The sequence below is a fragment of the Candidatus Poribacteria bacterium genome, from assembly GCA_009839745.1.
Lineage (GTDB): Bacteria > Poribacteria > WGA-4E > WGA-4E > WGA-3G > WGA-3G.
Genome location: VXPE01000020.1, coordinates 1 through 21,080, shown reverse-complemented (window position 1 = coordinate 21,080; position 21,080 = coordinate 1). Strand labels below are relative to the sequence as shown.

Below are 21,080 nucleotides of genomic sequence, written 5' to 3'. Positions count from 1 at the left end.
TTCAGTCAGACCAACTCGGTTCAATTTAACCAGAATCCCTGCCCGAAACAAAGTGGCGGGCAGCCCAGAGCACATCGTTAAGAGTCCATCATTTTTGTAAAACGCGAGAAAAGATAACTGGCATCGTGTGGACCCGGCGATGCTTCCGGATGATACTGGACAGAAAAAATGGGATACTCCCGATGTTCTATCCCTTCAAGGGTGTCATCATTCAGATTGATGTGTGTAACCTCAACACTATTCGGTAGTGAATCGATATCAACGCAGAATCCATGATTTTGTGAGGTAATTTCGACGCGGTCGGTCTCAAGGTATTTGACGGGTTGGTTCGCACCTCGGTGCCCAAATTTCAGTTTAAATGTCTTCCCACCCAACGCGAGTCCGAGCAGCTGATGTCCTAAGCAAATGCCGAAAAGCGGTTTTTTGCCTATGAGCATTTGAATGGTTTGGATCGCATAATCAACCGGCATCGGATCCCCCGGACCGTTTGAGAGAAATACACCATCTGGTTCCGCTGCGAGAATCTCTTCAGCAGATGTGCTCGCCGGCACGACTTGGACCTCACAGCCGTGTGCAGTCAATTGGCGCAAAATGTTATATTTAATGCCGAAATCGAGCGCAATGACACGATATTTGGGGTGGGAGTTGTTTTCCGCAATTTGCTGCCACGCGTACGGACTCGGACACGTCACCCGTTGCACCAAGTCCCAGCCTACCAAACCGTGCCATGCTTTGGCTTTCGTGACGAGACTCTCAGGATTCAGATCCTCTGTTGAGAGACATCCGTTCATCACCCCCTGAACACGAAGACGGCGGGTGAGTGCGCGAGTATCAATGCCTTGGATGCCAATAATATCGTGATCCGCAAGGTAAGAATCCAAACTCCATTTTGAGCGCCAATTGCTATAGTATGCGCTGTATTCCCGAACGACAAACCCTTCCACCTGTGGACCGATAGATTCTACGTCTGTTTCGTTACAACCGTAATTCCCTATCAGCGGGTATGTCATTGTCACGATCTGCCCTTTGTAGGACGGATCGGTCAAGACTTCCTGATACCCCGTCATACTCGTATTAAAGACGACTTCGCCGACGGTTTCACCCGTCGCGCCAAACTGATCGCCTTCAAAGAATGTCCCGTCCGCTAATGCGAGAATCGCTTTCATATTTTTAATTTTCCTTGCGGTTCGTTCAGACCGGTTGTGTTCTGCTGCCCGCTCTAAATACAAGCGCACGCCATCCCTTAAGTTCCCAACCCCCGAAAGGCGTGTTTTGACTTTTTGAACGAGATTTTCTCACGTCAACCCGATTCACTAAATCCGGATTAATTGTTGTCACATCCCCGACGACACCCGTAGACAGTGTTCCACGATTGATACCGAGTATATTTGCTGGAATCGAAGTCATTTTCGCAATTGCCTCAGCGACTGTCAGGTGTCCCGGTTCAACAAGAAACGTCCATACAAGCGGCACACAGGTCTCCAAACCGATAATTCCATTCGGTGCCTCAAGCATGCCTTGTGCCTTTTCTTCTGGGGCGTGCGGCGCGTGATCAGTCGCGATTGCGTCAATCGTGCCATCGCGTAAACCTTCAATAACAGCGTCGATATCGGTCTGGGTCCGCAAGGGTGGATGCATCTTGGCATTCGTTCCCTGCTTCTCTATTTCCGCATCCGTGAGGATCCAATGATGTGGACATGCCTCGGCAGTCACATGGACCCCTCGGCGTTTTCCTTGGCGCACCAACTCAACTGCCCCTGCAGTGCTAACATGGAGGACATGGAGGTGGCCGCCTGTCATCTCTGCTAACATGATGTCCCGCGCGACAATGATGTCCTCCGCTGCATTTGGACTGCCGATAAGTCCCAATTTTCGAGAGGTTTCTCCTAAATTCATGACAGCGCCCGCGTTGAGGTTGTGCTCTTCGCAGTGAACCATGATTGGAAAACCGAGTTCCGCGCTCAAGGCGAGTGCGTCGCGCATAAGGGCAGCGTTCATGACCGTGACACCGTCATCACTGAAGCCAACTGCGCCAGCGGCACGCATCCCACGCATATCCGTGAGTTCATCACCCGCGAGATTTTTGGTAATACTTCCAAGCGGGAATACATGTGTCGCCGCCGTCTCGCTCGCGATGTCATAAATCTGTTCAATCTTTTCGGGTGTGTCTATAACAGGAGACGTGTTCGCCATGCACGCAACCGATGTGAATCCACCCGCTGCGGCTGCAGCCGTCCCAGTCGCAATCGTCTCTTTATGTTCGAAACCGGGCTCACGCAGGTGGACGTGCATATCGATGAATCCCGGTGTAACGATCAGCCCTGTTGCGTCATAGACAGTGGCGGATGGAGATTCGGAAACATGTTTTTCTCCACCACCGACCGCCTTAACCTTGCCGTTGACGATAGAAAGATTGCCAACTTCATCAATGTTGTTAGCAGGATCAATGATACGTCCGTTAGTGATAAATGCGTCGCTCATTCCTCATCCTTCTCATAAATCACTGCCGAATCCACGTCACTCTCTTCGGCGAGTTGCACCCTGACGAACTCTTTTCGGGAGGTCGGGACATTTTTACCGACATAATCGGAGGCGATTGGCAATTCGCGGTGCCCCCTATCAATCAGCGTCGCCAATTGGATTGCAGCGGGACGACCGAAATCCATCAGCGCGTCCATTGCCGCCCGAACGGTGCGTCCAGTGTAAAGCACTTCATCCACCAAAATGACCCATTTCCCAGTAATGTCAAACGGAAGTTCGGTGCTATTGACTTGAATTTGCGTTTCATAGAGGTTGATATCATCACGGTAGAGCGTAACATCAATCGCACCTACATCGACGTCAATATTCTCAATCCGCTCAAGGTTTTCAGCAATACGGTGCGCAAGAATATCCCCCCGACTTTTGACACCGACAAGGACCAGATCATCAATGTGTTTATGATTGTGCTCCAAGATCTCGTGGGCGATCCTGAGCAAGGCGCGGCGAATTTCTTCGGTGTTCATGACTTGTGCTTTTTCACGCATTTGCATTTTTTCCCGTTTGTCGCTTGTGTTCTGTTAATAAAAAAACCTCTCCCGTCTGACGTGACGAGAAAGGCATCATCCAACCGATTCCAATGGACAGTCTACAGTATGATTCCAATTCAAATTGTGTTTTTGCATCCTTTTTTCAACCTCTCTGGATTGGATTAAAAAGGGTTCTTGACCTCTAACGCTCTACTTCTTACTAGATTATACTACATTTACATATTAATTGCAAACTTTTTTCTCATGCCTTTTGATCCACCATGCTTGAGAGGATACCGAGGATTTTGTCGCACTGTGCGATCGGGTAAATTACCATATCAATGTGGAGTCTTTGCCCTTCCAATTTGAGGAATCGCCAATCTGTCCCCGAAGTGGTAGCCCCATAGATATAAGGGATATCATTGCCTTTTTCAGTGTTAAAGCGTTGCGCGGCGAGCATCTCAGCAACACACTGTCCGAGACCTACAGTTAAGTCATCTTTCTTCGCCTCGACAAGAATAATGACGGGTGCCTCTAAAAAAGATTGTACAGGCGACAAACTCACCAAAAAATCGCAAACCCCGGTCAATCCATTTTCGTCATCAATGCTGAAATCAATACCAGAAAAGAGGCTGATGCGACGTTCCAGTTGTTCTCGGAGTTCAACGAGAATATCAGCGATAATCAGTTCTGATTTTGCTTTTTCTGTGTTGATGGTGATCGCTAACGGGACATTTCGTGCCAATGCCGTTGCAAGATGTTCACTCGGATCCATCGACGCTATTTCAGAAAAAATGCCTGCGGATTCAACGATCTCTAATTGAAACGCTGTTCGCACCGCTTCTAAGGTAAAATTACTGTAAACCATCTGTTAGTGCCTCCTTCCAAAAAGTTAAGAGAATAGACCTCATTCACCCTGGACGGCACTGATTTCATCTTCCGAAATCTTGTGAACACTTTTCGGATTAAACGTCTGTGTTGTATCTGCGCGGAGGGCGACCTCAATCCTACCACCCGTTAGCACAAAGAACTGGATCAGGAAGCCACCCCCCTGCATCGATTCCACCTGATATTCTTCTGCATCAAGCCCGCCAAGCCACTCTGGTAACGCCGCTTCAAAATTCGGGTGTGCAAGCACATGTTCTGGCAACGCGATAATCAGCGTCCCCGGAGCATCACCGATTGCGTCGCCAATGACCTCTCGTCTTTCTAACATAAACGGGACGACGCGACTGGCATATTCAAAATCATCGGAGTTGGTGCGTTCTGGTGGCACGAGTCCCCAGGTCAAGTGATGGATGAACGGGTTCCCATATCCCTGCCCGAGCATGTGTTGCAGTGCCGCCCTGTCAACGGGATGCACAACAGCAACATAGTCGAACCATCCGTCATCGCGTGCTGCGCTCTCTATCGGCAATTGCGCAGAGACATTGATATAATCGCAACCGTCAACAGGCGATGGATAACACCGCGCATCCCATCCGTTGACATAGCCGAGTTGTTTCAGACCATCAGCAACGAGATGAGGGGGATCGCAGAAAATAGCGGCATGATCCATATTCGGATAGATTTCTACACCTGCTCCCATGACCCGTTCTGCGACCTCAGTCGCCTCTGCAAAACGGAGATCAGCGTTTTCAATCGTCATGTAATCCGCAAAATTTGTCGGCAATGTAATCAAGTTTTCCATCTTTTAAACTATCCAATCTGGGCACCGTTCCACTTCGTTTCACGGTGGTTTTCGGTTATGGTAAACCAGAAAAATAAACAGACATTTACCCCAGGCCCGGTAGGTGTGGTTTCTAACCGGGGTCCCCACCCGTTACTGGGAAGGGACACCGGTGCTGAATGTCTAAATTGATTCTAAAGTTTACCATAAATCAATGCTGCATCGGGAGAGTGAACGCTATAATTGCTCACAACAGTTATAAGTCTAACAGAAATAGTATTGATAAGCAAGCGTTTTGGTTTCGCTGACAAACCATATCTCTGTGAAAAGTTGTTGAAAAAAGTGCAAATCTCTGCTAACGTTAATGTGGGCTTTTAAATCAGCCTTAGACTCATAAACACAGGAGCGATTCATGAGAACAAATACCTTTCGAGAACTACTTAACGCTGACAAACCGACAGTCGGCACACATATCCATACCACCTGGCCCTCCATCGTTGAAGCGATCGGACACACGGGACTGTATGATTATGTGGAATTTGTGGGGGAATACGGTCCGTTTGATCTGCACGATTTGGATAACTTATGTCGGGCAGCTGAACTGCACAACATCTCCACAATGATTAAGGTTGATCAAGAACCACGGGGTTTCATCGCGCAACGCGCGATCGGTTCTGGCTTCCAGAGTGTGCTTTACGCCGACTGCCAAAACGTTGAAGATGTCAAGGAATGTGTGAGGATTACACGGGCAGATACCCCCGAAGATGGTGGTAGTTACGGCGTAGCAACCCGCCGATTTTCCTATATGGGGTATGGCGGCGGTCCAGAATACGTCCAAGCACTTCGCGATGTCGTCAACGTTATCATGATTGAGAAAAAAGGGACGGTTGACAACCTTGAAGAGGTGCTATCTGTCGAAGGCGTTGACATGATTCAGTGGGGCGGTTCGGATTATTCGATGAGTATCGGCAAGGTTGGTCAACGCGGTGCCCCGGAAATACAGGAAGCACACGATAAAGTGTTCAAGACCGCCGTAAAGATGGGGGTCCCCCCGCGCGCTGAAATCGGGAGTCCCGACGACGCGAAACGCTATCTTGATATGGGAGTCCGGCATTTCTGCATCGGCACCGATATTTCCGTCCTCTACAGTTGGTGGCGGGAAAACGGTGATGGTTTACGGAAAGCCATTGAAGGACATTAGAGCAGTTGTCGGTTATTGGAAAATTTTAAAGTCCGTAAAGTGTGCTAAAGTCTGTAAAGTGTACTAAAGTTTCAAAGAGACCTCTTTCAACTTCCCAACTTTAGTACACTTGCAAACTTTTAACCGACAACCATTAAAGCATTGAGTCCATCCGTGCCGCGACCCAATCCACAGCAACATCAATCATCGCTTGTCCCTTTTCGACTGTCGCCAATTTTGCCTGATGGTGATATTCCCGGTCAGACTTCGCTTGTCCTGTATCTGAGATAGTGAGTTTTGCACTGTCGTAATCCACACCGTTCCAATCAACGTTTTCTGCGAAAGCTGCGAGGGCGAAGGCTGTCTCGAATTCCGCCGCGTGCCCAGGACATACCCCGGATTCCATCTGTGTTTTGACCAGCTCTTCATCATATGCTTCCCAATAGGAATGATATTCGATATTGATGCCGAGTTTCTCTCGGTAGCCATCTAACCGCTCATGCACCGGACCGGAATTTCCCGCATGCCCATTGACAATCAAGATATTCTCAATCCCGTGTCGACGCATACTATCAGCAACGTCATAAAGCACCTCACCAAAGACCTCTGGGCGGAGCGTGAGCGTGCCTTTGTGATCCATCCAGTGTTCCGACACACCGATTGCTAAGGGCGTTGTGACGATAACCCGTGGGAACAACTTTTCAGCCGCCAATTTGGAGACATACACCGCACTTTGCGTATCGTGATACATCGCCAAATGTTCGTTATGTTGCTCTGTGCTGCCCGTCGGAATAATCGCTCCCTTAAGTGTGCCAGCATCAATCGCTTCTCGGACATATCGCCGCTGATTTTCCCAAAGTAACACGGATTTGATTTCAGACATTGTCTAACCTCCATTTTTTAATTTTACCTTGCGGAGTAATAAAGAGCGTTTAGTGATAGGATGCGTTTCACGAGATTAAACGAGCAGGAAGCCCTACCCTTTAGGGTTGGGAGGAATGCTCGCCCTATTGAATTAGACCAAACGCCTATCAAAAAGATTTGACTTTCGGTTGAAAATGTGGTATAATTAGAATATCAGGTTGGCAAGCATACTAAGCGTTGCCACTTGGCAATGTGCTTGCCTCCCACTTAGTAGGGGATAAACGCCTGATACCTGATAATCCATGAAATTAACCTTTAGAAACCCTGTGTATCCTACAAAAACACAGGAAACAACATTGTTTAAGTGGCTTGACCACCTCTGTGAACTTCAGAACGCTGCCCGCAACAATCGCAAGTATACCTACGAGGAAGAGGGGCGTTTTGTTTCTCAAGGTGAGCAAGAGAAACTTTTGACAGCAGCGCGTGAGAAATATGACGATTTTCGCGCCGTGCCTCAAGACTTTCAAGTTTCTGTCCTCAAGCGCGTTGACAAAGCCTTTGATGCGTTCCGCAGACGTTGCAAAGAAGGCGCAGCGAAAAAAGGCTACCCTCGCTACAAAACGCGTGTGCGTTCTCTGACATGGTGCTTGCGAAAACACAAAATCAAGGACAAAAGCACAGGCGGATTCAAACGTGTCCGCCAAAATCCGATAATAGAAACCGATTTTCGTCATAATCGTTTGAAAGTGCCAAAACTCGGTGAAGTCAAGATACGTATGCACCGTCCTCTCCAAGGAGACCCCAAAGAGGTCACGATCGTCAAAAAAGCGAGTGGCTGGTATACCTATATCGTCTGCGAGATACCCAACACGCCAAAAGTTGAACCGACTGACGCTCTGGCAGTTGACGTTGGCACGACACACTATCTGACGACCTCTGAAGGCGAAAAAGAGGATAATCCTCGCTGGTATCGCCAAGCAGAAGGTTTACTGCGAAAACACTCCAAAACCCTTTCTCGAAAGAAAAAAGGGAGCAACCGAAGAAAGAAACAACACCATAAACTCGCTTTACACCATGAGCGAACTGCTAACAAACGCAAAGACTTTATTGGTAAACTCGTCTATAAACTCTACCACCACAAAGAAAAAAATGTTTTAGTGGCAGAGGATTTAAGCGTATCCAACATGGTAAAGAACAAATACCTCAGCAAGAGCATCAGCGACGCGTCTTGGGCAACCTTCTTTGAGTGGTGTGGGAACATAGCCGAAAGAGACGGTTTCCATTTCCATCAAGTCGACCCAAAGAATACTTCGCAAACTTGCTCCTGTTGTGGTAGGAAGTCGCCAAAGAAACTTTCGCTGGCTATACGAACTTTTAATTGTAGTTTTTGTGATACGTCTTTAGACCGAGACCACAACGCTGCGATAAACATACTTTTACGGGCGGCTTGCGCCCATTGTGGAGAGCGTTGGGTTACCAACCTCTATGAAACGAGAAACACGAACAAAGCACAAGACGCGGGCTTAGAGAACGCCAAACAACTCCTATTGTTTGATGGACTCCTGACAAGCCCAAGTCTTTAGGCTTGGGTACATTGACCTATCTGAAGAAACACCCTATCAAAAACCCCGCCATTTCATTATGGGCTACGGGTTTTGGTAACGCATCGCGAGGCACAGTTCGCTCCTACAGTTATCCGTTGTCGAGTGTGTCTCGAATAGCTGCAATTCCATCTTCCATCGACTTCCGGTCTGGCGGTAGATAGTCTTGCAAACTTTCCCAGTCATATTCGTTCTGTTGTGTATCCTTATTTTTAAACAGGATTTTAGTGCTGTAATCTCGGATTTCATTGAGCGTCCATTCATAGATATAAAAACCGAAAATGTCCGCATGTAGAGAGACCTCATTGTGTCTCTCCGTGAGATACCGCTCCAAAACCACTTCAAACCGCTCACCTGTGAAAGAGACTAAGTCTTTTTCAGGCGGACCGAGGCAGACACCATCCCAATCGATCAAATGCAGTCGGTTTTCGGTATCCAAAATGAGATTGCCCGGCGTCGGGTCGCCGTGTGTAACCACAAAAGGCGTTTGTTGGGTGGTTGCCGAATGTCCCAGGGTATCGTATCGGTCAAGGGTTTCCAAAACGGCAGATCGGTGCTCGGCGAGTGCCGCAAGCAGTCGTTTTTGGTATTGATTCTGAGAAGGGATCGTTTTTCCAGAAGCCTCAAGTGCCGTGTAAAGTTCATGCCGTAGCGGCAAGTCATACTTTGCTACTGGAAGGCAACTCGGATCGATCGCATCTATGGAACGGTGAAGTGTCGCTAACAGGACCGCCGTCTGACTGAGTTCTGTATCCGTGAAGTCTTTTCCGATCTTCCACAAGTCCCAACGACTTTTGCCTTCAATGAACGGAAACAGCGAGACGCGAAAACCGTGCCATGGGATACTCAGGATGCCGTCCGATGTTTCCAACGGAGCGACAACACCCGATATATTGCATCGGTGCCGCAGAAGCGACGCAACCCGCAAGCAGGAATCCGGGACAGAGGTAGACGCTTTGGCAAAATACTTTTCGCCTGTTTCGGACCCCACGATGTAGCCGTAACTGTCCTCACCTTCAGAAAAAAAGGTTATGGACTGCAAAGGCAGCGCGTAGGCAGTCTTGAGATGTTGCAGTAATTCCGATTTATCAAAAGCGTTGTCAACTTTCATGAGTGGAATTTACTCAATTCGTTGCAGATGCCGCGACTTTCTGAAGAACCACCTTGCTGTCGCTCTTCAACTGCAAAGATTCAGCGATATTTCCCATATTAATCGCAATCTTGAACTGATGAGTAGAGGTCGAAAACCGTCCTAAATAATCCCCTTCGGGAACATCTCCATAGTTTTCAACAAATTTGATCTGAATTTTTTGCCCTGTTGCAAACGTCGCTTCAAGCGTGTCCTCAAGTTTCCAACCACGTTCGGTAAATGGAGCGATGTTGAGGTCGGTGACAGCGTTGCCGTGGTCGTCGATTTCAACAATTGTCCCGGTGAGCGATGTCATTTCTCCAGTCTCTGGAACACTCGCTTTTTGACTGCATCCTACAAGAAGTGATAGGGTTGTCAAAAGCGTTACGAACACTAATTTCCAACGATATGAACAGGGTTGATAGTAGAATTTCACGATGGTGCATACCTCCATGCATTTTCTATAAACTGATTGTAGTATAGTGGAAAAGTAAGCAAATGTCAAGGAAAACAAAAAGAAGGTTTCGCGAGAATTTCATTTGACGTATTAGTGAAACATTGCCAATGATCTTATTAGGCGATTTCAATGCACCTGCTCCCGATGGGGACGCTTACCAGATGTTACTTGCCGCAGAATATGTTGACACATGGCAGCTCGATTCCCATGGGACCGGCTACACCTGCTGTCAAGACAAGGCACTTCAGAATGAGGCAAGCGAACACCGTAAGCGGATTGACCAGATTTTTGTCCGAAACCTGGATCCCCCGACTGCTGTTATGACATCCACGATAGGGGATAAGCCCGAAGACAAGCTATCCTCTGGGTTGTGGCCCTCCGATCATGCCGGTGTCGTCGCACATCTCGCATTTGAGTAACGAAAACTGATTTATAGTGGATATTTTTGTGGCATAGGAAACCGTTGGTCTCCTGTGACAGCGTGAGACGTAACCTCACAATTCACCCTATGACACGAGTATCCAAGTAATTACGGGATCTACCATAGTTCTTTAAAGAAGTAAAGCGCGCTGCGACAAAGTTTGAAAATCCATCGCAGCGCGCTTTTCGTTCTACGCGTTGAACTTACTCAGGCCCACTAATTTTGAACACTGTCTCCGTTCCTATGACTTTGTAAGGCTGGACTGCTCCGTTAGTAATTTGGAGGACACCGACGCTTTTGACAGGATGGCGGTGCTCATCGAAACGAGAAATACTCGTGGCACCTTCGTAGTTCGTAATTGCATCGATTGCATCCCGAACCATAACCGGATCTGTTGATCCTACTGCTTCATAACCGGACAGCAACGCGACTGAGAGTGAAAGCGATACGCATATCACCAATCTAAAAACTTTCGTGTTAAAAATAAAATAAATTTCAGCGTAAAATCAATTCCGTGCCTCAGGCGTAACCGTCAGTGTTACCTGTTCTCCATCTCGTAGCACAACAACTTCGACAGGTTCCCCAATTTTCACAGCATCAAGGGCATAGGTATAGTCGTAGATGTTCGCGATCTGCTGTCCGCCAAATTCCAAAATAACATCGCCACCCTTCAAGCCTGCCTTATCGGCGGGACCCCCGGCGCGAACCCCAGAGAGTTTAACACCCGTGCCTTCCGTCGTATAGTCGGGAATCGTACCAAGATAGGCACGCAGGGTATCGCGGCTCCCACCTTCCGATTCGCTCCGTTCTACCGCAACATATTCCGGACGTTCAGGGGTATGAACGACATCTAAAACAATACCGTGCGCGAATTGAGAGATCCGTTCCAGTCCCTCATAATTGAGGGTCTCTATATCATCTGTTGGACGGTTATAGTCTTCGTGTCCCCCAGTGAAGAAACTCAGGACCGGCACCTCTTTCGGATAGAAGGCAGTTACATCTGTTGGCAAATACGGATCCGTTTGTAAGGTTAGATTGAAACCAATCGGAACATTCCGCTTTTCAATGAGTTTCGTCCACACAGAGGACGAACCGACACCTTGCAAGATGAGTTTGTTTTCACGGAGTCGTCCGACCATATCAAAATTGACGTATGCCACCACTTTGTCTAAAGGAACAACGGGATCGTTGACGAAGTGGGTGGAACCGATGAGTCCGAGTTCCTCGCCCGACCAGAGTGCGAAGATAACGCCTCTGTTAAATTTTTCGGGATGTGCTTGCGCGGCTTCACTGAGGGTCGCCGCCAATTCTAAAACAACAGCCGTGCCGGAGGCGTTGTCATCTGCCCCGTTATGAATCTGTCCCGCTTCGTCCTTTCCCGCAAGGGAGCCGATTTCACCGTAACCGATATGATCATAGTGCGCACCGACAACGACATACTCGATGTCGTCTGTTAATTGCGTGGGTGGGAGCAGAGCCACCACATTTTTGTCCGTTTTCTTAACCTTCTCAACAGAAACGACAATTTTGACTGTGACATCGGGCAACAGAAATTGTCCAAGGAAGTGCGGATTCTCCACATCGAGTCCCGATTGAACATCTTTTAGGTTTTTATCCGACGGTGCAAAGAGCGCATTTGCCACGGTATCACTTATGGACGCAGCGACAATCCCAGAATCAGCAAGGCTACTATCGAAGTCAAGCGGAATCAATTTACCTGCGTTAGGGGAGTTCGGACCCGCCACGACAAGAAACGCCTTTGCACCATGTTCCCGTGCTTGCATCGCCTTGTATCGGAGTCCCGCATACCGATTCAGTTCTTGGCGGCGTTCGGGTTCAACCGATTCCGGAACATAACGGAGTGCTACGACAATTTTGTCCTTCACATCTAATCCCGCATAAGCGTCATACCCTTCACCTAACTCGCCAGGGACGGTGAGTCCATACCCAACAAAGACGACTTCGCCTTCAACGACACCGTTACGGGAGAAAGAGAGCGGCTGAAAGTCCTGTTCCACGCTGAATTCTAATTCCTGTTCGGCACCATGCACCTGACGTGTGATAGAGAACCGGTTTTCCTCAGATATAATCCGCCTACCCGCGGTGAATTCAAAGGTTTGCCCAAATCCTCGTAAGGAACGCTCTGCATCACCAACAGGCGTGAGACCAAGTTCTTCAAATTGGGAGGCGATATGCTCGGCTGCACGTTTCGCGCCGTCTGAACCCGTCATTCTACCTTCAAGGGCATCGTCGGCAAGAAATTCAATATGTTGACGGATACTCGTTTTTTTAGAAGGTTTCAAATCGGAAACCGTTTGGACGGAAGGCACAAATGAATTAGGATTCCTCGGCGCCGACGTAACCGCATCCAGGGCAGCTTCATGATTCCAGTCGGCAAGGTAAAGTTGCGAAACCTCTTGACTGTTCCGATTCGAGGTCCAACACAAACGACTGCCATCCGGTGAAAAGACAGGAAGTCCGTCAAACCCATCAGTTGTGGTTACCCGGACGGGCTCATGCCTACCTCTCCCATCCACGAGATATAGCTCAAAATTAGAGAATCCAAGTTTGTTAGACGCAAAGATAACGTAAGCACCACTCGGATGAAAGTAGGGTGCCCAAGACATGCTATCGAAATCGGTAAGCCGCCGCACACTTGAGCCATCTATCCGCATTGTGTAGATGTCTGCTTGACTGCCATCAGATGTAAAGTGTCGCCAGACGATATGCTCACCATCGGGTGTGAAGAAGGGACCCCCATCATAGCCCGGTGAATCCGTCAATTGAATTTGATCGGATCCATCGGCGTTCATGATATAAATTTCGCCGAAATAGGCGGGATCCACCTCAAACTGCTTCAGCTCCTTTGGGGAGAGGCGGCTTTTGGGATATGCGTTCCGCAGCGAACAGAAAACGATATATTTACCATCAGGCGAATATGAGGCTTCAGCATCATAGCCGGGTGCGTCTGTCAGTTGTTTGAGGTTACTGCCATCTCGGTTCGCCGAGAAGATGTCCATCTTTTCATCGTAATCCCAACTGTAGCGTCTCTCTTTTCCCGATGCCCGGAATTTCAGTTCCTCTTCCTGTTTCGCTTTTGCAAAAGCATCGTGGTGGGTCGAGGCGTAAAGCACTTCATCCGTCCCTGGACGGAAAAACGCACAAGTCGTCTTCCCCACACCCGTTGAGACGCGATGCGTATCACCTGTTAGCAAGTCTAAAAGATAGATTTGATAGAACGGATTATCCGATTCGCGTTCAGTCTGGAAGATGAGCGCGTTGCCGTCTTCGGAGAAATATCCCTCGCCAGCGCGCTTTCCATCATAAGTGAGTTGTCGGGCATTGCTGAGAAATTGGGACTCGTCAACAGCATTAGCTTCTGTGTCATTCGATGGAGTGTCCTGAGCCACGACATCACCCGTTAGAAAAACAGCAAAGAGTATTGTCCACAGAAACCCCATCGCTTTGATGTAACACATCTCAATTCCTCCCGCTTTTTTAAATTAGAACGTAGTGATGCTATAGATATTGCGCTGCTTTCTCTTTCAGAAACGCCAGTCCATCTATCGCGAGGCTCTCCGCACTCGGTGCGATATCGCGCCAGATGCAAGTCGCAGCAGCGATTTCCTTGACTGCCGGCGTAAACGATTCAATCACGAGCCATTTGTCGTAATTAACCTCGGCAAGCGCACCGAAGACCCCGTCCCAATCCACAAGTCCTGTGCCTGGCGTGCCGCGATCGTTTTCACAGCAGTGAACGTGATGTAAGAAATCGCCGGTCGCGATAATCGCATCCGCCTGATTTTTTTCTTCAATGTTCATGTGGAAAGTGTCCAGATGCACCTTGAAATATGGACTATCCACGGCTTCACACAGTTTAACAGCATCTGCAGCGATATTGATGAAATAGGTTTCAAATCGGTTGAGCGGTTCACTGGCGAGCGTAACGCCGCATTTTCCAGCGAATTCGCAAACGTCTTGCAAACCTTCAACACACCAGTCCCACTCCTGTTTGTTTCTACCGCGTCCAACGAGTGTGCCGACAGCACTATACATCGGTCCAACGAGCGTATCTGCCCCCAATTCGGCAACAATTTCACAACACCGCTTGAGATAGGTTCTTCCGTTTTCTCGAATTGTCGGGTCTTCATCGATAGGATTCCTGTCCCCTGCCATGATATTACACCCGATGGGGTCTAAGCCGGTATCCTTCAGCAATCCTTGCGTATACGGGATATCGACTGTATCAGGATCAAAGATCGGAATTTCGACACCATCGAACCCCATTTCAGCAACTTTAGGGATGAGGTCTGCGGTTTCTCTATCAAACTTATCCGCCCAGAGTAATAAATTTACACCAAACTTTGGCATTCTATAGTGTTCTCCTTAATAACTGAATAATACCATTTCTGATTGAAAATGCTTCAATAAACGAGCTCTTTGTAGCATAGGCTGTTAGCCTGTGCAGTCTTTGAGGCGATCTGTCAATGCGATGTAATCTCTTAGAAATGGTATAACATGTACTGGAATGTGTACTATTTTTTGCAGTTTAGCACAAATTGAAAAGCATTTCAACTTTTTTAGCAATATTAAGAAATAAATTCCGAGTTTCCCGAAGGGCTCGAACCCGTAGGGGCGGGGTTTCCTCGCCCATTAATTTTTGTGTGTTGGGTTCTTGGATAGGAGGGATCTCCGAATCACGACAGGCAGTATTGGTATTCGGCAGGAAGCGCGTTCGGGCTTCCTGCCACTTTTTCTTCGCCTTCGATTGTCTTGGACCTTCCGCAGACATGTGATAAATCACACGACTACGAACCAGAGCGTTTGATAGACAGGGATATGCCCTCTTTTTGAGGACCCCAGACCCCAAAAGTTTAGGGATACTGTGAAACTATCGTTTTGTTGAATTAATACTAACACATCGATTGAATTTCACGGGAGTGTCCCTTAATTTGATTTACCTTATTTATGATAATATATTTGATTAAAAACTGCAAATTAATTTTTTACCTTTGGTGGACGGTTTCCAGCCTCGTTCTTCATGTAGCCCAGCGGGGGTTTTTGCTTGGGGTTTCTTCAAAATGTGTATAAGTCCCAGAGATCACAAAAAACTTGACTTTTTCCTTACTGTCAGGTACCATAGTCTATCAAGTAGACAGCCATTGTAAAATAATTTGTTATACCCATTTTAACCAATCCCAAAACTACTTTGAAGTGCCAACGCTTATTAGAGATATGCGCAACCTCTTTTTTCCAGTCGGTGGCGGTAACGAAATCGGCGCGAGTTGTTATTTTATTCAGTTAAATGGAGCGAAGTTCCTTTTAGATGCGGGCATTCGTTTGCACACTGACTCTATATATCCACGCTTTCATTCGCTTTATCTTGAAAATCTCCTTGATGGTTTATGGGAGTTGGATGGAATCCTACTTTCCCATGGACATATTGATCATATCGGTGCGTTACCGTTTGTTGTTGAGGAAGCACAGGATGTCCCGATGTATGCAACTTTACCGACGCGAGAGATTGTAGACCTACAACTGAATCAATCTTTAACTTCCGCGACTTTTAGTCGTGAGGAATTGGTTGATTTTCCGAGAGTTAAAGCATTCAATGCCCTGAGGGTTCAACGCGCAATTGAAAATATTACGCCGATAGCATGGCATTCTCCAATTACGTGTGAAACGTGTCAAATCACTTTTTTTCCTGCGGGTCATATCCTTGGAGCATCCATGGTTTACATAGAATCCGATGCAGGCAATATTCTATTTACAGGTGACTTTACTCCGTTTGACCAACTCACAGTCCCTAAGTATCAACTCCCTGACGATTTGGATGTTGATTTACTGATTACTGAGTCAACATACGGGTATCAAGAAAGCCTTTATGTAGGGGATATTGATGAAGAACGAGAACACTTTGCTCAGAAAATTGATCGCTGTTTAGATGGTGGCGGAACAATTTTGATTCCTGCGTTTGCTATTGGAAGAAGTCAAGAACTCGCGTTAATCCTACGGGATCTAATTCGTGATGGACACTTAAAACCTTTTCCTATCTATATTGATGGGCTGGCACAGATCGCTTGCGATATTTACGAGGATAATGATGTAAAATTGTTTGGGTATGAACTTGAGAAGGCCCCCAAAGATTTTATTGATGCCTTGGATACTTTTAATGGTGTTATCATTGCGAGTTCTGGGATGTTGCTTGATAACAGTATGTCAGCAAGGTATGCAGAAGAACTGCTGCCGGACCCGAGAAATGCTGTTTTTTTTAGCGGTTACCTCGACGAGGAAAGCCCAGGTCGAAAGTTGGAACGACTGCATGAGAGTAAGGGACAACGTTTCCGAATCAATGAGAGAGATATTCCTGCTCATGCAGACGTGGATACATATCGCCTCTCCGCACATACAGGCAGTGAAGGGATTCTTTCGCTGATTGAACGGGTAACCCCGAAAAAGGTTATTTTCGTTCACGGTTGTCCGCAATATAAAACCGCTGTTAACATCCATAGAGAGACATGCCGGCGGTTTCAAAACCGAATAGAAGTGTATCAAGCAAACAACGGGACACCGATCTATTTCTAATATCATTTCTGAATAAACGCTGCTCATTAACGAAAACCGGTTCGTAGGGACGAGGTTCCCTCGTCCGCTCAACTGCCTACCGAAGCCCTGTTAAATTTTCGGACAGGGCATCCGTCGTAACAAAATTTTGGAGATGCAATATGGAACACCAAATCAGCCAATTGATACAGAAATATCATCATAAAGCCAACAGTCAAGGTCAGGCCCGAATCAAGCATACGAACAGTACAGAGATGATACGGGCAGTCCTCAACGCCCCCGAAGATTCGACGACACAATTGGTAACGCAAGTAAAGAAAAATATGGGCGTTAGCGAACTACCTTTTCGTGTAGACCACTGGTTGGAAGACAATCAACTTCACGGGCGCAACCGATTCGAGGGGCAGGAAAAACGTATAGAATGGACAAAACGGGTAACCCAGACCGCGCAGGATTTACAGGACTTTGTCTTCAAAAACACAGACGCATACGACTGCAGAGCCCTGTATGAACAGGTTAAATCTGTAGGAGATGGACGCCCACGGCTAGCACATAAGGCGATCCTCTACGTCTTTAGCACTGAGATCCCTGACGCAGTTATCTATAAATCTTTGCTGGAGAAGACTGCCCGGTTGGCAAATTTCAACCAGGCGAAAGCACTATTGCAGGAGATCGTGGAACTCATCGCTATAGAAAAGGGATTCGTGAAGAAGAAGTCCGCACACGAGCGAGTTATTGGAGGCATCGCAGGAACTAGATCCCTGATACAATCTTTAACGCGTGAAAGTGAATTGATAGATGATGCCAATATCAAATCCTTTTCAGAACAAGAGCAGATCGCTCATGAAAACGACGATCTACGCGCCGCTGCAGAGATCGCCCAGCACCAGCTGGAGGCACTTCAGGAGGAGATAGAGCACATCCGAGATGAAGCAAAACAGGAGGTTGTCATTACATTTTTCCAAGAGATGAATTCAGGACAGCACAGTAATTTGCTGGACCAGTTCCTAAAAGCAGATTTATTAGTCAGACAACTAAAAAAACAGGGAACCGAAATCCCGCAAGACATTGAGTTAATTCCCACTCTGATCCGTATGTTTACCCGCTTTGTTAAGGCACAAGGGATCCGTCCTAAAGCAGTTGTGGGTCAGCAAAAAGTGATAACGCTCAGTGAATCTGATGAATATGAGTACACAGGGTCCAGTTGGGAAGACCCAGACGAACGCAAAACGGTTGAAATCCAATCGGCAGGTTGGATCTATGGCAACACACTTATTTCTAAACCTAAAGTCAAGGAGGTCACATCATGAAACCTAATATCAAACCTACTGACCGGCGAAACTATTATATTGGCATTGACTTAGGAACTACCAATTCGGTAATGGCATGGGGTTCTCTTAACCCACAAACAAATCAGTTGGAAACGAAAATCGTGGAGGTTAGAATGATGATAGAACGCGGTGGAACAGGGAAAAAAGAACTGTTACCGTCGTGCGTCTATTTCAAGGAGGGAGGTTCGCCTATTGTGGGTGAATACGCCAAAACGATGATCGGTCGGACAAATCGAGTTGTGAAGTCTATTAAGAGTGAGATGGGGACACAGACAGCGTTTGATTTTGATGGGAGTACCTACAATCCCGCAGTAATTTCATCGCAAATTCTTACGCATCTCGCTGCCAGTGCAGAATCTCTATTCGGTTTTGTACCTGATGACGTTGTTATCACCGTTCCAGCTTCCTTTGATTCTGACATGCGGGAAGCCACCATTGAAGCAGCAAGACTCGCGGGATTCCGCACACAAGAGGATGATGGCAGTCCGCGGGATATTCTACTTGATGAACCCCGTGCTGCACTGTATGACTTTGTTAACAGACAAAACAAGGGCGAGATTCCAGAGACACGCATTAGTTTCCACGAACCCCAGACTGTTCTGGTTTTTGATTTAGGGGGCGGAACACTGGATGTCTCTTTACATAACGTTTCCTACCAGCAAGAGCAACACACATTGAACATTGAAGATCTGGCAATATCACGCTATACGCAAATCGGTGGAGATGATTTCGATCAGAAACTTGCAGACCACTTTTGGGAGGTGTATGCAGACAGATTGCCAAATGACTTTGACGATTCTCAGATGAATATGCTCAAAAGCGAATTCCGAGAATATGCTGAGCAAGCCAAAGTTGACTTAAGCAGTGAAATTGAGAACGGCGCGTTAATGGGATATCTGGATCCGAAGTCATTTGATCCGGAGTTCGTCGAAACCGAAATCATCAAGACACCCTTTGAAAATCAGGTATTTCAATACGATTTGACACTTTCTGAATATGAGGACATCGTCGAACCTCTCCTAGCTCCAAGTCTCACGTTAGATGCTGTGAATCAACTGGATACATTGTCCGACTCTGATAATATTATCTATCCAATTCTGGATGTATTACGGAAATCTGAACAGAAAATTGGAAGCGTGCCGAATGTTGATGCAGTGCTGCTGAATGGTGGGATGACAAAATTTCATACGATCCAAAAACGTTTAGAAACACTCTTTGGTCTTCCGCCGATTACAGCCGGTGATCCAGATAAAGCAGTGGCACGCGGGGCAGTCGTTTACCACTATGATTTGCACCGCGGTATTAAACCTTCGCGCATCGTCAACGATACGATCAATATTGAAATCGATGGTGACAAAGTGAAACCGCTTGTTGAAGCCGGCACAATCCTCCCGTTGCCACAGCCTAAACCGATTGATAATTTACACGTCAGCGAGAATTCACGATCGTTAAGGCTCCCTTTTTATCTCGGCAGCGGTAAAGACACACAACCCCCGAATCGTCCAATTCTTGAGCGAACCGTTCGGTTCCAACGCCAACTTTTGAAAGGCGAACCTGTCTTTATGCAGGTACAGGTGGACGAACGCGGTATTATGAGCGTAGAAGGCTGGCCGAAAGCAGACCCAGATCAGAAATTTACAGTAAGTATAGATCCTAACCAACCTGCTGTGGCAGATGAAACCTCCAATGGGTTGACCCGTAATCCGGGCGAATTTGACCGAACAGATAATACGCGAGAAGAGGGGCAATCTATTCCCGGAGCGAAACAGCCATTCGTTCCGTCAGGATCTCAAGCGGCAGCTGAATCACAGGGCAGTATCTTGGAGGTGCACCCTGAACTCATGGTGATGAAGAAGAACATCTCACAGTACATCAAAACAAGTGAATTCAATCGAAAAAGAATAATTGACGAGCAGATTACTCGGCAACACGTCAGAATTATCGAAGCATCAAATGCTGAGGACTTTATCAGCCCATTGCTTGACAATATTAATTACGTTAATAACTACGGAAGAGGGAAAACAATAATGTTATTGGGAGACTTAGCGAACCTGTGTTCGGATATAGATCTCCTTTACGATATTTATGATGCCGCTGCCGCGTTGAGTCATCCCGAAAAAATTAAGTCCATGCACCCTATAGTTATTGAAAACGTTGTTACAAACGCCATTAAAACCATTGGGAAAACGGGACTCTCGAGTGCGGAATCACATCTCATTAACCTCATTACGCCAGAAATTCCCACTACAGTCCGTCCGATTGCAGTGTATTCTATTGGAAAGTGCTGTTACAGTGTTAACGCGCTCGAGCACCTAAAACGCTTGATGAAATATGGAGAGGACACAGATCGCGTTGCTATCAATTGGGCATTTGGAAAAATGGGAAGTCGTGAGCATGAGACCCCACTATCAATTCAGGAATTGGAGTCGGTTATTTCCATTCTCATTGACCAATTGCAGACCGAACTTGACAACGACGTAAAGCAGAATGGCATCTATGCCCTTGGTGAGATATGTGACCGACGCGATTGTGCAAAGGATATTATCAAGTCCGAAAAAAGTAAGGATGTCATTCGATTCATCGCACCTTTCTTGAATGCCAGCACGGATGGTAGTCTTGCGGATTTGGCGAACATGCAACGGATACACGCGATTAAAAAAATCGCAGACATATCCATTAATATGATTCGTGGCATTCAACTCTCCAAGGAGCAAGCAGAGAGTCTGCTGGCAATCCGCGCAGAAAACTAATGCGGTTTCAAGTTTAAGTTTATAAACGTGAGTTTGAAAAAATCTATAAGTTAACGCCAGTTTGAAAATAAATCTGTAGGTGTTTTTGCTTGGGTGTTTCCCCAGG

Annotated in this window: 17 protein-coding genes; 6 read left to right on the top strand and 11 right to left on the bottom strand. The window is 47.0% G+C overall.

The features are described 5' to 3' along the window. Positions 1-77: 77 nt before the first annotated feature. From carA to F4X88_02915, 5 genes are all read right to left on the bottom strand, one after another. Positions 78-1,166 (bottom strand): glutamine-hydrolyzing carbamoyl-phosphate synthase small subunit, encoded by a 1,089-nt coding sequence (carA, locus tag F4X88_02935; protein ID MYA55228.1) that lies wholly within the window; start codon positions 1,164-1,166, stop codon positions 78-80. A gap of 25 nt (positions 1,167-1,191) precedes the next feature. After that, on the bottom strand, positions 1,192-2,481 hold the full coding sequence (locus F4X88_02930) for a dihydroorotase (GenBank protein MYA55227.1): 1,290 nt from the start codon (positions 2,479-2,481) through the stop codon (positions 1,192-1,194). Continuing rightward, positions 2,478-3,026 carry a bifunctional pyr operon transcriptional regulator/uracil phosphoribosyltransferase PyrR gene (gene pyrR, locus F4X88_02925; GenBank protein ID MYA55226.1) on the bottom strand — a complete coding sequence of 183 codons (549 nt, stop codon included), beginning with the start codon at positions 3,024-3,026 and terminating at the stop codon, positions 2,478-2,480. The genes F4X88_02930 and pyrR overlap by 4 nt, the downstream gene beginning before the upstream one ends. A gap of 244 nt (positions 3,027-3,270) precedes the next feature. Then, positions 3,271-3,876 (bottom strand): hypothetical protein, encoded by a 606-nt coding sequence (locus F4X88_02920; protein ID MYA55225.1) that lies wholly within the window; start codon positions 3,874-3,876, stop codon positions 3,271-3,273. A gap of 39 nt (positions 3,877-3,915) precedes the next feature. Continuing rightward, a complete protein-coding gene (locus F4X88_02915) occupies positions 3,916-4,698 on the bottom strand; it encodes a hypothetical protein (protein MYA55224.1) in 783 nt (260 codons plus the stop codon). A 391-nt stretch (positions 4,699-5,089) separates the two neighbouring features. Between F4X88_02915 and F4X88_02910 the strand changes: the two genes are divergently transcribed. After that, a complete protein-coding gene (locus F4X88_02910; protein MYA55223.1) occupies positions 5,090-5,878 on the top strand; it encodes a 2,4-dihydroxyhept-2-ene-1,7-dioic acid aldolase in 789 nt (262 codons plus the stop codon). A gap of 133 nt (positions 5,879-6,011) precedes the next feature. On the opposite strand, the gene F4X88_02905 is transcribed toward F4X88_02910, so the two are convergent. Continuing rightward, positions 6,012-6,740, bottom strand: coding sequence for a creatininase family protein (locus F4X88_02905; GenBank protein ID MYA55222.1), 729 nt, complete (start codon positions 6,738-6,740; stop codon positions 6,012-6,014). Positions 6,741-7,023: 283 nt separating this feature from the next. On the opposite strand from F4X88_02905, the gene F4X88_02900 reads away from it, so the two are divergent. Beyond that, positions 7,024-8,304 carry an IS200/IS605 family element transposase accessory protein TnpB gene (locus F4X88_02900; protein ID MYA55221.1) on the top strand — a complete coding sequence of 427 codons (1,281 nt, stop codon included), beginning with the start codon at positions 7,024-7,026 and terminating at the stop codon, positions 8,302-8,304. Between the two features lie 109 nt (positions 8,305-8,413). Here the strand turns inward: F4X88_02900 and F4X88_02895 are convergent, their stop codons facing one another. Next, positions 8,414-9,433: an aminoglycoside phosphotransferase family protein gene (locus F4X88_02895; protein MYA55220.1), complete on the bottom strand. Its 1,020-nt coding sequence runs from the start codon at positions 9,431-9,433 to the stop codon at positions 8,414-8,416. 13 nt (positions 9,434-9,446) lie between these two features. Beyond that, positions 9,447-9,905: a hypothetical protein gene (locus F4X88_02890; protein ID MYA55219.1), complete on the bottom strand. Its 459-nt coding sequence runs from the start codon at positions 9,903-9,905 to the stop codon at positions 9,447-9,449. Positions 9,906-10,015: 110 nt separating this feature from the next. On the opposite strand from F4X88_02890, the gene F4X88_02885 reads away from it, so the two are divergent. Next, on the top strand, positions 10,016-10,327 hold the full coding sequence (locus tag F4X88_02885) for a hypothetical protein (protein ID MYA55218.1): 312 nt from the start codon (positions 10,016-10,018) through the stop codon (positions 10,325-10,327). Between the two features lie 205 nt (positions 10,328-10,532). Here the strand turns inward: F4X88_02885 and F4X88_02880 are convergent, their stop codons facing one another. Genes F4X88_02880 through F4X88_02870 form a run of 3 tightly spaced genes read right to left on the bottom strand, consistent with a single transcriptional unit; the run spans position 10,533 to position 14,700 of the window. Continuing rightward, the gene (locus F4X88_02880; protein ID MYA55217.1) at positions 10,533-10,790 is read right to left on the bottom strand and encodes a hypothetical protein; all 258 of its coding nucleotides are present in this window, start codon (positions 10,788-10,790) and stop codon (positions 10,533-10,535) included. Between the two features lie 45 nt (positions 10,791-10,835). Then, the gene (locus F4X88_02875) at positions 10,836-13,790 is read right to left on the bottom strand and encodes a M28 family peptidase (protein MYA55216.1); all 2,955 of its coding nucleotides are present in this window, start codon (positions 13,788-13,790) and stop codon (positions 10,836-10,838) included. 58 nt (positions 13,791-13,848) lie between these two features. Next, a complete protein-coding gene (locus F4X88_02870; GenBank protein ID MYA55215.1) occupies positions 13,849-14,700 on the bottom strand; it encodes a sugar phosphate isomerase/epimerase in 852 nt (283 codons plus the stop codon). A gap of 864 nt (positions 14,701-15,564) precedes the next feature. Here F4X88_02870 and F4X88_02865 point away from each other — a divergent pair. From F4X88_02865 to F4X88_02855, 3 genes are all read left to right on the top strand, one after another. Continuing rightward, positions 15,565-16,914, top strand: coding sequence for an MBL fold metallo-hydrolase (locus F4X88_02865; GenBank protein ID MYA55214.1), 1,350 nt, complete (start codon positions 15,565-15,567; stop codon positions 16,912-16,914). Positions 16,915-17,054: 140 nt separating this feature from the next. Beyond that, complete coding sequence (locus F4X88_02860; GenBank protein ID MYA55213.1) at positions 17,055-18,203, top strand: hypothetical protein; 1,149 nt, start codon at positions 17,055-17,057, stop codon at positions 18,201-18,203. Next, positions 18,200-20,974: an Hsp70 family protein gene (locus F4X88_02855; protein MYA55212.1), complete on the top strand. Its 2,775-nt coding sequence runs from the start codon at positions 18,200-18,202 to the stop codon at positions 20,972-20,974. Before F4X88_02860 ends, F4X88_02855 begins: the two co-directional genes overlap by 4 nt. The last annotated feature ends 106 nt before the right edge of the window (positions 20,975-21,080 follow it).